The organism is Luteimonas aquatica, from assembly GCF_022662575.1.
GTDB classification, from domain to species: domain Bacteria; phylum Pseudomonadota; class Gammaproteobacteria; order Xanthomonadales; family Xanthomonadaceae; genus Luteimonas; species Luteimonas aquatica.
In genome coordinates, this window is record NZ_JALBFU010000004.1 from 234779 (window position 1) to 246689 (window position 11911).

Consider the following 11911-nt stretch of genomic DNA (forward strand, 5'->3'; position numbering starts at 1 on the left):
ACGCGGCGCACGAAAGCCATTGACAAATGCACGACCGGCCTGCTGGCCGTGACCGAATCAGCGCTTGATGGAGCGCACGTCCACTTCGATCGGGCCTTGCGGGGGAAGCAGCGCCTCCACCAATGCAGGCTCGGTCATCCTGCGGATCACGTGAAAGCGCAGGCGCGTGACATCGCTTTCCTTGTGAAGGGCGGGGGGGGCGTAGTTCCCGCCACGGGCCTGGATCAGGCCGATCGAGAGCTTGTCGTCGTCGGTCACCACGCGCCCGTTCGTCTCGCCGATGAAGCGGGCGACCACTTGCGCCCACCATTCGGCGTCCTGGCCGCTGCCGCAGGCGCGCAGAATCTGTGCGCTGGCTTCGCGCCCGTCCTGGCTGCCGACGAGCTGTCCTTCCGGCAGTGCCGCATAGGTCAGCACGCCGGCATCCGGCAAGGCGGTATTGCTGGCGCGATAGATCGTGCAGCCGTCGGTCGACAGTTGCGTATCTGTCGAAACCACCGTGTCGGAGGGATTCCAGTGGTAACGCTGACCGGCTTCGGCCACGATCTTCTGGTGCAGTGCGCTGTTCTGAGTCATGTCCGCGAGTCCTTTGCCGCAGGCCATCGTCGTGGTGGACGCTATCACAATCGCTGCGATACCGCGGAGTTTTCCGGGTTGAACGCTTGGTTTCATCGCCGCTTGCCTTGGCTCAGCTGTTGTCGGTATTTCCCTGAGGCCGCGCATCGGGTGGGATCGGCCCCGATGGCTGTCCGGGCTGCTCCGGCGGATTCCAAGAACCGGGATCGCTGAGCACCTGCTGGTAGTTGGCGACGGTGACATTGACGCCAGTCAGACGCGAAAGCTCGGCGCAGATCAGCGCGGCCTGGGTCGGATCCTCCATGGCGCCAGTGACGTCGCCGGTCACGTTGCCGGCATTGTCGCGCGAAATGCCCCAAGAGGCATAAGCGTAAATCCCGTTGGGATCGAGGAGGCCGCGCCAGGTGGCTGCGGCTTCCTGGCGGGTCATGGGCTGGCCGCTCTCCGCCTCGTTGCCGGTCACGTAGGCCTGATACTCCTTGTCTAGGTACTCGTAGGTGGTGGCCACGTGTACGTCGTCGATGGCGTGGTTGATCTCATGCGACAGCGCGTTCACCGCCTGCCACTCCGCGCTGGTGCCCGCCGTGATGGGATCGTTGTTGGCGAGCACGTCGGCGCTGTTCATCGAAACCAGTTTGGTGCCCGGATTGGAATGCGCGCCGACGCCGGGTGCCTGCGCGGTCCATTCCATCGAATAGCCTTGGTTGGGGTCCAGCAATTTTTCCAACGTATTGTCGAGCGTGGTGCGGTCCCCGCCATTGTCGTAGACCGACATGTGGGCGATGGTCTTCAGTGATCGCTGCATGTCGCCAAGCGACATGTTCTGAAACCAGTCCAGGGCCGCAAGCCGCTCGAGATTGGATATCGCGCGCGAGTCGGGGTAGTTGCGCACTTGGCTCAGTGTCGCGGTCTGCGCGTCCGGCGAGAGCTTCTGGAAGCCATCGCTGGCGATCAGCGAGCGAATGGAGCCCGGCAGGTCGGTGTCGCCAGGCTCGCGATTGGCCAGCGCCTCGGTGATCAGGCGCTGGTCGGAAAGCGGAAGGGCATCGAACTGCGGGGAATTCAGCAGCGCGAATTCCTCCAGTTTGGCATTCTTGCCGGCGGCGTCCATGTTCTGGAAGGCGGGGTCGCGCAACAACTGCAGCAGGTCGGCGGAGACGGCGCTGTCGCCGTTGGCGTTGCGCACGATCTCGGCGATCAGGGCCTGGTCCGGCACGCAGGGAAGCAGGCCGAATTCGTCGGAATTGTAAATCTGCGCCGCGTTGGCGAAGTCTTCGGCCGACATGCCCTGCACCAGGGCATTGAAGGCCGAGGCGTCGCCGGTGAATCCCTGGCGCATCAACATCAGCGCGTCCTTGACCGTCTGCGGAACGCCGGGATCCCGGAGCGCGGCGTCGATGTCCTCGACGCTGGCGAAGCCGTCACGGCCGCCGCGCCCGCTGGCGGTGTCCAGCAATTGCCGTTCGAACGTGCCGCCGGAGATCGCATCCATCGCCGCGTCGATGTCCTCGCGGCCGATGGTGCCATCGACGCTTCCATGGCCGGCGCCCACGTCGAGCGCGCTGCGCGCCGCTCGGCTGTCCAGCAGGAATCGTGCAGCCTCCACCTCCTCGGACGAGAAGCGGCCGTCGGCGTTGTCGGCCACCGTGCGGAGATCGTCCTCGCTGATCTTCCCGTCAGCCTTGTTCTGATCGTTTTGACGGGCGGTATCAAAATCGACGAAATTGTTGTGAACGACCTGCGTGGCCCGGGTGGCGTCGATGGCCATGACCTGCTCCTTCAGTTGCGCTGGCCCTAGTGGCGTAGCGATGACGACAGTAGGTCTCGCTGGCGGCGACTCCAATCCTGGCAAACCCTAGGTGGCCTGGCGACATTCAGCGTCCCGACAGTGAATTCCCGCCGGGTAATCCCTAGGCGTAGCGGCTACAGGTCGCGCACGACCTGTTTGTCATGCATCACCGGGCGTTTCCAGGGCAGCGGCAAGCTGAACAGCATCAATGCCAGCCAGGCGAGCCGGCTCGACCAGCTTTCGCGGTCGGGTGGCCGAAGTCCGGGCGCAGCGCCATCGTCCCCGGCTGGTGCGTCCTCGCCCAGCGCATATTCTCCGGCGTCCATGGCGCGCAGCACGGCGCGGGCGCGCTCGGCGTGGATGTCGAGCACGCGCAGCTTCACGCCGCCCACCGCCAGGCGCCACTCCCAGTTGGCGCAGGCCAGGTGCTCGTCGTCCAGATGCGCCTGGATGCCTTCCGACAACAGCCGCCCGCGCGCCAGGTGCGCCTCGATCGGGTCGATGTAATGGGCGACGGTGGTGAACATGCGCTCGGCCTGGCACCGGATCAACGCCGCCTAGAGTACGCTTGCGGACATGAAAAAGACCCTAGCCGCGGCGCTCGCCACCGCCCTCGCGCTGGCCGGCTGCCAGAAACTCGAACCGCCCGCCAGCCGCACCGAGGCCGGCGGCGATACGGTGACCGAATGGCGCCTGCCGGCGGCGGCCGGCGCGTCCGAGCCGGACCTGTTCCTGGCGCCGGACGGGCGCCTGCTGCTGAGCTGGGTCAAGCCCTTCGACAAGTCGCGCCACGCGTTGCAGTTCACCACCTACGACCGCAACGGCCAATGGCAGTGGGCGCCCAAGACCATCGCCGTGGGCGCGTCGATGCTGGTGAACTGGGCCGATACGCCGCATATCGCCGCCACCGCCGACGGCGCACTGTGGGCGCACTGGCTGCAGAAGACGCGCGGCGCCGGCGAGCAGGGCGAAGGGCACGCCTACGACGTCATCGTGGCGCGCTCGTCCGACGACGGCATGATCTGGAGCGATCCGATCCGCGCCCACGACGACGGCAAGGCGGTCGAGCACGGTTTCGTCTCGTTCTGGCCGGCGGCGCGCGACCGCCTGGGCATCGCCTGGCTGACGGGCCGAGACATGGGCCCCGACGCGGAGCACGCGGGCCATGCGCAGGGCGGCGGCGCGACCTCGCTGCACGCCGCCACGCTGGATGCGACGCCGAGCGTGCAGGAAACCGCCGAGGTCGACGCCATGGTCTGCGATTGCTGCGGCACCGACGTGGCGGTGACCGCGCGCGGCCCGCTGCTGGTGTACCGCGACCGCACCGCCGAGGAAATCCGCGACATCCATGCCACCCGCTTCGACGGCGGCGCCTGGCGCGCGCCGCAGGCCGTGCATGCTGACGGCTGGAAGATGGCGGCCTGTCCGGTGAACGGGCCGGCGGTGGCCGCCGCCGGCGAGCAGGCGGTGGTGGCTTGGTTCAGCGCCGCCAACGATGCGCCACTGCTGCAGATCGCCCGCAGCCAGGACGCCGGCGACAGCTTCGCCGCGCCGGTCACGGTGGACAAGGGCGAGGCGGTGCAGGGCCGCGTCGACGTCGCGCTCGACGGCAAGCATGTCTGGGTGGCCTGGCTGCGCGAGGACGCCAAGGGGCAGTCGCTGTGGCTGGCGCGCTATGCGGCCGATCTGTCGCGCGAGCAGGCGCGCATCGAGATCGCCAGGCTGCAGGGGCGCGGGCGCGCCACCGGCTTCCCGAAACTCGTCCTGCGCGAGGGCGAAGCCTTCCTGGTCTGGACCGATATCGCCGACGGCGTGCCGCGGCTGCAGGGCGCGCGCATCAAGGCGGGACAGTAGCCCACCTCGGGCGGACCGCCATCGTGGTCCGGAGGCCTGCGACGCCTCTGCCGCCGCGGGTCCCGCTCAGGCGAGCGCGACCTTCATGCCCAGGAAGCGCGCATAGTCGCGCGCCGCGCCGCGCACGCCGTCCAGCTCGGTTTTTCGCAGTGCGCGCAGCGCCTGCAGCGTCAGCGTCGCGCCATGCCTGTCCAGCGCGCGCTTCCACAGCGCGGCGACGCGGCCGTCGGCGACGACGCTGGCGTTGACCAGTCCGTTGATGCCGATCACCAGGCGGTTGCTGGCCGGATCGACCGCGGCGCTGCGGTCCTTGTAGGAGACCAGGTACTCGTCGAAGGGCGGCAGCAGGAACTGGCGCCTGCCCGCCTTGGCGAGCGATGCGGGCTCGCTCTCGCGCGCACGCCAGTGCGGGCGGCCCTCGTAGCTGTCCTGCGCCAGGCGGTCGGCGATCATCGCCACGCCCGCCTGCGCGTCCTTCACCGTCAGTCCCGACCACCAGGCGAAATCCTGCGCGGTGGCCGGGCCGCGCGCTCGGAAATAGCGCCACGCCAGTTCGGCCAGGGCTTCCTCGCGCGGGATATGCGGCGCGGCGGGCACCCAGGCGTCGAACAGCACGAAGCTCGGCTGCTTGCCCATGCGCGGGCCGCCGCAGATCAGGCCTTCCTGGGCGAGGCGGCCGGTGATGTTGACGCCGCGCTGGCCCGAGGTGGCGATGCCGGCGCGCTCGAGGGCGGCGTACAGGTCGCCGCGCAGCACCGCGCCGTCGCGCAGCGTCTTCTCGACGAGCTTGCGGCAGCGCCTGAGCTCGGTCTCGTCCAGGCCGTAGTCGCGGTGCAGGCGCGCGGCGTTGCCGGCGATGCTGCGCGCGGCGGTCAGCGGCAGCATCCAGCGCACGTCCCGGGAGGCGATCAGATGCAGCGTGCCGCGCATCGGCCAGGTGCGCACCAGGCGGCCGTCGGCGATGGCGCGCTCCACGTCGGCCTCCACCGCCGAGCGCATGCGCAGGCCCACCGCCCACAGCGAGCCGTAGTAGTCCTGCGCCTGCATCGCGCCCAGCCAGGCGACCACCTCGGCGGCGGCGTCGAAGCGCGGCGCGGCGATGCCGTGCCGGTCCAGGCGCAAGCGCAGCAGGTCGGCGGCGCTCAGCTCGGGCATGGTGCTACTTTTCCTTGCGCCAGTTGATCGAGCCGCGGTTTTCCAGGGTGCTCGATTCGATCTCGATGTCGAAGCCCTTGCTCAGCAGGTACTTCAGGGTGAGCACCTGGCCCGTGCCCAGCAGCGACACGCCGAAGCCGACGTACAGGCGCGGGGAAAGCTGCTTGCCCACGCCGAGCACGCTGCCGCCCAGCGCGCGCGAATCGCTGATGCCGGCATCGCTCAGGCCGATCTTGCTGCCGATCTGCGAGGCCAGCACACTGCCGCCGGCGCTGAGCGCGGCCGAGGCGGCGCTGAGCTGGTTGCTCTCGTCGCTGGACAGGCGCGAGGTGGAGCGGCCGAGCGCGAGATAGGACAGGGCCTCGGAATCGTCGGTGGCCGGATCGGTCCACACGTTGGCCTGCGGCTGCGAGGCGCGTCCGGTGACGTCGATGCCGGCGGTGATGCTTTCGGCCTCGATCTTGCGTTCGGCGCGGATGTTCAGCAGCGGATCGGAGACCGGGCCGTTGGACCAGGACAGCGCGCCGCGGGTGATCTGCAGCTTCTGGCCGTAGGCCTCGTACTTGCCGCCCACGTCGAGCTGGCCGCTGCCGGTCATCTCGCGCCCCGGCCGCGCGCGGACGCGCAATTTGCCGCCGAGCGTGCCGTCCAGGCCGAAGCCCTTCAGCTTGACGTCCTCGCCCATGGCCAGGGTCAGGTCGAGTTCGAGCGGCGAGTCGCCGGTGTCCTCGGGGTCCTCGGGATCGAGCACCACCACGTCGGGCGAGGCGGACACGCCCTGGTCCAGGCGCTCCAGGTCGATCATCGCGTTCGGCACGGTGACGGTGCCGGTGACGTTGAGCGGCTGCCTGGCCGCGTAGCGCACCGTGATGTCCGGATTCGCCACCGCGCGCAGGTCGCGGGTGTCGGACACGAGCACGTTGTTGCCGCGCAGCTGCAGCTGCAGCGGCGTGTCGTCGCCCTGCCAGCCGAGGCTGCCGTCGATGTTGAGCGTGCCCTCGCCGGAACGGATGCTGCCGTTGATGCGCGCGCTGCCGTCGGCGAGCGCGTCCAGGCGCACGTTGCCCTGCTGGAGCAGGATGCCGAGCGCCGGCAGCTCGGTGCTGAAGTCGCTCAGCTGCGCCTGCCCGCCGAGCGCCGGCTGCGAGCGCGTGCCCGAGAGCGTGATGCGGCCGTCAAGCTTGCCCGTGGGCTCGACGATGTCCGGCGAGAACAGCTCCAGCCAGGTCAGCTGCGCGGTGTTGACCGAGATCGTGCCCGCCAGCGGCGAGTAGGCGTCCCAGCCGGTCTCCACGTGCGCGTCGACGCGCCCGCCGCCGTTGAAGGAGCTGCCGAGCGTGGCGCGCAGCTGGCGCGCGTCGAAGCTGCCGTCCAGCGACAGGTTCTCGTAGCTGATCACCTCGTTGCGCGCGCGTTCGCTCATGCGCAGGCCGCCGCCGGGAGAGCTGACGCGCAGGTTGCCCTGGAAGGCGTTGCCGGCCGGGCGCACCTGGCCCTCGATGGCGATCTCGCCGCGCAGGATCCACGGGCGGCCGTCCTCGCGCGTGGGCAGGTAGGGCGTGGCCAGCGTCAGCGGCAGCCCGTTGCCGCGCAGGTGCACGCCCTGCTGCGGCCAGTCGGCGTTGGCGCACAGCGCGCCGGGGCCGGAGGAGAAGCAGCTCTCCGACAGCGTCCAGCGATTGCCGTTCTGCGCGAAGCGCGCCGGCGACTGCAGGCGCCAGGGTGCGCCCTTTTCCGGCGCGAGCTGCAGCGAGACCAGCGTGCCCTGCCAGTTGCCGTTGCGGTTGCGTTGCACGTGGCCGCCCAGGGCGAGCGTGCTGAATCCGCCGCCGGCCTGGCCCTGCGCGCTGGCGTCGAATTGCAGGTTCTCGATCGCGCCCCTGGCGTCCGCGCGCAGGCTGGCCAGCGCGATGCCGGCATTGACGCCCTGCGCGGTGACCGCCAGCGAGCCGTTCGCGCCCTGCCAGGGGATCTGCCCTTTCACGCTCAGGCTGGCGGCGGTGTAGTCCTGGTACTTCAGGCCACTGCCGCTCAGGTCGGCGTCCAGGTTGGGCGCGGTGCGGGTGCCGGTCAGGCGCAGCGTGCCGCGCAGCGCGCCGGCGCTGCCGGGCAGCAGGTCGGCCAGCTGCAGCGGCGCGAGCTTGGCGTCCACGGCAAGGGCGTTGCCGACCTTGCCCTTGGCGTCGATGCGGCTGTCGCCGAGGCTGAGCGCGATCTCGCCGTCGAAGTCGGTCTGCGTCTTGCCGGTGGCCGGCCCGTGCATTGCGAAGGCGGCGCGTCCGCCGAGCTTGCGCCCGCGCAGCGTGCCGCCGAGGCGCTCGGCGTCGACCTCGACCTCCAGGCCGCCGTCGTCGCGCGTGCGGCCGCGGCTGGCCAGGCTGCCGTTGACCGCGCCCTTGAAGTCGCGGGCGAAGTAGCCCGGATCGAAGCCGTCGAGCGCGGCATCGATCTCCCAGGACAGCGACGGTGTCCAGCCGACCTGGCCCTTGGCGTCCAGCGTGCCGGTGGGCATCGCCGCGCGCAGCGACTTGAGCAGCAGCTTCTCGGTGTCGCCGCGGCCGTCGAAATCGACGGTGGCGCGCTGGTTCTCGCGGGTGAGCACGGCCTTGCCCACCGCCGCCCAGGCCTGGCTGGTGCCGGCGATGCCGAAATCGGCATTGGCGCCGATGACCGGCTCGGGCGCCGCGCCCTTGGCCGCCTGGGGGCCGCCGCCGAAGGACAGCCCGTTCGCGTTGACCGAGAACTTGAAGCTCGCGGCCTCGGGTTCGCTGAAATCGCCGCGCCCGCGCGCCACGATGTGGCCGCCGAACACGTCCACGGCCAGCGGCTTGAATTCCAGCACCTGCTCCTCGAGCTTCACCTTCGAGGGCTGCAGCACGAGGTCGAGATCGCCCTGGCGCAGCTTGCCGCGCAGATCGGCCTCGCCGCCGAGGCCCTCGGCCCGGATGTCGAACGACAGCGGCGTGCCCGGCTCGCCGCTGCCGGCGAGCAGTCCCGGGTCGAGCGCGTTGCTGGCCGCGCTGAACTGCCAGCGCGGCCGGTCCTTGCCGCGCAGCGTGAGCAGCGCGCGCAGCTTGTCGGGCACGTTGCCGGAGACGGCGATGTCGAGCCTGGACAGGTCGCCGCGCGCGGCCAGGCCGATGCGCGGACGCGTGCGCGCCGGCGGCGCCGGCAGCAGGGCGCTGGCGGTGAGCGACATGCGGTAGTCGTCGTCCGGGGCATAGTCGCCGTGCACGGCGAAATGACCGCGATCGCTGTCGACGACCAGGTGCTCGACGTGCAGTTCGCCCTGGCGCGCGTCGATGCCGCCGCGCGCGGTGCGCACATCGATCAGCGATTGCCCGGCCTGCGTCACCTTGAAGCCGTCGATGCGGATGCGGTCGGCCTGCAGCGCCAGCGGCAGGTCGATGCGCGGCAGTACCTCGGGCCAGCGCGGCAGCTCGAAGGGCTCGTCGCTCTTGGGCAGCTCCAGCGTCGCGCCCTCGATGTCGAGCGCGTCCAGGCGCAGCAGCTTGCCCAGCAGCGGACGGATGTCCGGGTCGATCACCACGCGCCTGGCGGTGAACACCAGCGTGTCGGGCTTGGCGCACTGGCCGTAGGGCACCGGCTGGCCGTCCTTGTCGGGACAGCTCTTCATCTCGAAGCGCAGGCCGCTCAGCGCCAGCGAGCCGGTCACCGGCCCTTCCGCCTTGTCCCAGGTCAGCTGCGTGCCCGCCGGCAGGCGCGCGACGATCTGCGCCATCAGAAAGTCGCGGCCGCCGAGCGTCGCCAACAGCCAGTACAGCGCGAACACCAGCAGCAGCGCGAGCACCATGAAGGCCAGCGCGGTGCGCAGGGCCAGCTTGCGCATGCGCGCGCGGCGCAGCGCGCGCAACTCGGCGATGCGGGCCTCGCGCTCTTCCGGCGTCGGATCGGGGGCGGGTGCGGACGTTTGCGTCATCTCAGAATTCCGCTCCGATGCTCAGGCCGATGGTGAACGGCGAATCGGGGTCGTTCAGGCCGCGGGCGATGTCGAAGCGGATCGGGCCCACCGGCGACTTGTAGCGCGCGCCCACGCCCACGCCGGTGCGCCAGTCCGGCTTGGTGCCGTCGAAGGCGTCGCCGCTGTCGACGAAGACCGCCGCGCCCAGGGTGTCGGTGAAATAGCGTTCGAACTCGACGCTGCCGGTCAGCAGGTTCTTGGCGCCGATCGCGAACGAGTCCACGCGCCGCTCCCTGCCCGAACCGGTGATCTCGATCTTCTCGATGCGCGGCCCGACTTCGCGGTATTCGTAGCCGCGGATGCTGCGGTCGCCGCCGGCGTAGAAGCGCAGCGAGGGCGGCATGTCGACCAGGGCGTTGGTGAAGGTGTGGCCGATCTCGCCGCGCACGATCAGGCGGTTGCGCTCGCCCAGGCCCTTGAACCAGCTGGCGCGCGCCTGCAGCTGCCCGAAGCTGGCGTCGGAGCCCAGGCTTTCCAGGCCGGTGCGCAGCACCACGAAGCCGCCGATGCCGCGGCGCGGGAACAGGCGGTCGTCGACATCGACGTACTCGGCACGCAGCGAGGGATAGAGGAAGGTCGCATAGCGGTACTGCACGGGCGTGGCGGCGTCGCCGTCGTCGTCGGTGACGTAGGCCCAGCGCTCGCGCAGCAGGTGCATCGACGCGACCAGGTTGAGATTGCGGTTGTACTGGCCGCTGCGGCTGCCGACGAACTCGATGCGACGCGAATCGATGTAGTCGGTCTGCTCGTCGGCCAGCTGCGCACTGATGGTGTACCAGCCGTCCAGCCAGGCGAAGGCGGGGATGCGGTACTGCAGGGTCGCGGTCTTGCGCTTCTGCGCCCAGTCCACCTGCGCCAGCGCCTTGTGGCCGCGCTGGTTCAGATAGCGCCGCTCCACGCCCAGGCGGATGCCGGCGCCGCTGTCGGTGCCGTAGCTCAGGCCCGCGGTGTAGATGCTGCGCTTGGCCGGGGTCAGCGTGACCTGGACCGGCACCCGCTTGTCGCCCTCCGGCCCGAGGGTGGCGTTCTCCGGCTGCGGCTCGATGTCGATGCGGCTGAAGTAGTCCAGGGCCGAGAGCGACTTGCGCAGGCGGTCCAGGCGTCCCTGATGGTAGTACTGGCCCTCCTTCCAGTAGATCAGCTTGTTCAGCAGGCTCTCGCTGATGATCTGCTTCGGGGCCTGGGTGAAGGTGACCGCGCCCATGTTGTAGCGGTCGCCACTAGTCCAGACCAGATCGATGTCGGCCGCATGGTCGGCCCGCGTCACCTCGACCCTGCGCGAGTTGAAGTCGGCGTCGAAATAGCCGCGCTCGGCCAGGCGGCGGGTGATCCGGGTCTTGCTGGCCTCGTACAGGGCGTGGTTGAAGATGTCGCCCTGGTGCGGAGTGAAGGCGGCCAGGTCCTCCTTCAGGTAGCGGTCGTCGCCGCCGGCGCCGAGGATGGCGATGTCCGAATTGCGCACCCGCACCGGCTGCCCGGGCTTGACGGTGATGGTCACGTCGGTGCCCTTGTCGCCGCGCACGCGGTCGACCTGGATTTCCGGCGCGTAATAGCCGAACGGCTCCAGCGCCTCGCGGGTCTCGTCCTCGGCCACGCGCACCAGATAGCCCAGCCGCCGGCCGGGAATCTCCTTGCCGATGGCGTCCTCCAGCGACAGCGCGCCGCGCACGTTCGCCGTCATCGCCTCGTCGAGGCCATGGATGTCGACTTTGCTGACTTTTGCCGCGATGGCCGGGATCGGGGCGGCGAGGACGGTGAGGGTGAGGAGAAAGGAGGACAGGCGCATTGCGGGCAGGATACCGGCTTGGGACAAATTCGCACGAGCATCATGAGCAATGACACTTGCACGCCACGTTAAGAAGCCGTAATTTCGGTTTCGTTGCCCACCGCCGGTCCCAGGCGCTGATCGGGCATCCAGGGGGACGGCAAGCCAGAAACACCAAGGACTCGCAGGACTAAGGATCAGGTCGTTATGTGCAGCCAACCCTGCTCACTGATGCGGCGCTCAAGCCGCTTTTTTTTATTTCGGCGCCCGTGCGCGCACCCCATGAAGTTGAGGACTCACCATGCAATCTAATAAGAAGCTGTTAACCACGGCTATTTGTGCTGTGCTGATGGCGCCCTTGAGCATCGGCAGCGTTCATGCACAGGAGCAGGCCGGCGAACAGGCGGGCGACCAGAAGACGACCGACCTGGGCAAGATCACCGTCACCGGCTCGCTCATTCCCCAGACCGAGATCGAAACCGCCACCCCCGTCATCACCATCACCGCCGAAAGCATCCAGCGCCAGGGCTTCCGCGACGTCTACGACGTGCTGCGTGCCCAGCCGCTCACCACCGGCGCCATCCAGGACAACCAGTTCACCGGCGGCTTCACCACCAACGCCGAGACGATCAGCCTGCTCGGCCTGGACCCGGGCTTCACTCTGGTGCTGATCGACGGCCGTCCGATGGCCGACTATCCGCTGCTCTACAACGGTCAGAGCAATTTCACCGACCTGGCCAGCATTCCGACCGCCATGGTCGAGCGCATCGACATCGCGCCGGGCAACCAG

The 11911-nt window shown here is 69.5% G+C and carries 8 protein-coding genes; 2 read left to right on the forward strand and 6 right to left on the reverse strand.

Features of this window, described 5'->3' with window-relative positions; translation table 11 throughout:
• Nucleotides 1-57 precede the first annotated feature (57 nt).
• From MD221_RS11505 to MD221_RS11515, 3 genes are all read right to left on the reverse strand, one after another.
• On the reverse strand, nt 58-576 hold the full coding sequence (locus tag MD221_RS11505; protein WP_242111883.1) for a hypothetical protein: 519 nt from the start codon (nt 574-576) through the stop codon (nt 58-60).
• Nucleotides 577-688: 112 nt separating this feature from the next.
• Complete coding sequence (locus MD221_RS11510; RefSeq protein ID WP_242111886.1) at nt 689-2344, reverse strand: hypothetical protein; 1656 nt, start codon at nt 2342-2344, stop codon at nt 689-691.
• A gap of 155 nt (nt 2345-2499) precedes the next feature.
• Complete coding sequence (locus tag MD221_RS11515; RefSeq protein ID WP_242111888.1) at nt 2500-2892, reverse strand: putative signal transducing protein; 393 nt, start codon at nt 2890-2892, stop codon at nt 2500-2502.
• A 49-nt stretch (nt 2893-2941) separates the two neighbouring features.
• On the opposite strand from MD221_RS11515, the gene MD221_RS11520 reads away from it, so the two are divergent.
• A complete protein-coding gene (locus tag MD221_RS11520; protein WP_242111890.1) occupies nt 2942-4219 on the forward strand; it encodes a hypothetical protein in 1278 nt (425 codons plus the stop codon).
• A 66-nt stretch (nt 4220-4285) separates the two neighbouring features.
• Here MD221_RS11520 and MD221_RS11525 read toward each other — a convergent pair whose 3' ends face one another.
• From MD221_RS11525 to MD221_RS11535, 3 genes are read right to left on the reverse strand one after another with little or no spacing between them, the layout of a single operon-like run.
• A complete protein-coding gene (locus MD221_RS11525; protein WP_242111891.1) occupies nt 4286-5374 on the reverse strand; it encodes a winged helix DNA-binding domain-containing protein in 1089 nt (362 codons plus the stop codon).
• Between the two features lie 4 nt (nt 5375-5378).
• Complete coding sequence (locus tag MD221_RS11530; protein ID WP_242111892.1) at nt 5379-9314, reverse strand: translocation/assembly module TamB domain-containing protein; 3936 nt, start codon at nt 9312-9314, stop codon at nt 5379-5381.
• 1 nt (nt 9315) lies between these two features.
• Nucleotides 9316-11142 carry an autotransporter assembly complex protein TamA gene (locus MD221_RS11535; RefSeq protein ID WP_242111894.1) on the reverse strand — a complete coding sequence of 609 codons (1827 nt, stop codon included), beginning with the start codon at nt 11140-11142 and terminating at the stop codon, nt 9316-9318.
• Nucleotides 11143-11470: 328 nt separating this feature from the next.
• Between MD221_RS11535 and MD221_RS11540 the strand changes: the two genes are divergently transcribed.
• Nucleotides 11471-11911, forward strand: a 441-nt coding sequence (locus MD221_RS11540) for a TonB-dependent receptor plug domain-containing protein (protein ID WP_425602258.1), incomplete at its 3' end; no start/stop codon positions are given.

Coding starts and splice junctions, on each gene's coding strand:
- MD221_RS11535 (WP_242111894.1), bottom strand. CDS start 11,142: ATGCGCCTGTCCTCCTTTCTCCTCACCCTCACCGTCCTCGCCGCCCCG.
- MD221_RS11515 (WP_242111888.1), bottom strand. CDS start 2,892: ATGTTCACCACCGTCGCCCATTACATCGACCCGATCGAGGCGCACCTG.
- MD221_RS11530 (WP_242111892.1), bottom strand. CDS start 9,314: ATGACGCAAACGTCCGCACCCGCCCCCGATCCGACGCCGGAAGAGCGC.
- MD221_RS11520 (WP_242111890.1), top strand. CDS start 2,942: ATGAAAAAGACCCTAGCCGCGGCGCTCGCCACCGCCCTCGCGCTGGCC.
- MD221_RS11525 (WP_242111891.1), bottom strand. CDS start 5,374: ATGCCCGAGCTGAGCGCCGCCGACCTGCTGCGCTTGCGCCTGGACCGG.
- MD221_RS11505 (WP_242111883.1), bottom strand. CDS start 576: ATGACTCAGAACAGCGCACTGCACCAGAAGATCGTGGCCGAAGCCGGT.
- MD221_RS11510 (WP_242111886.1), bottom strand. CDS start 2,344: ATGGCCATCGACGCCACCCGGGCCACGCAGGTCGTTCACAACAATTTC.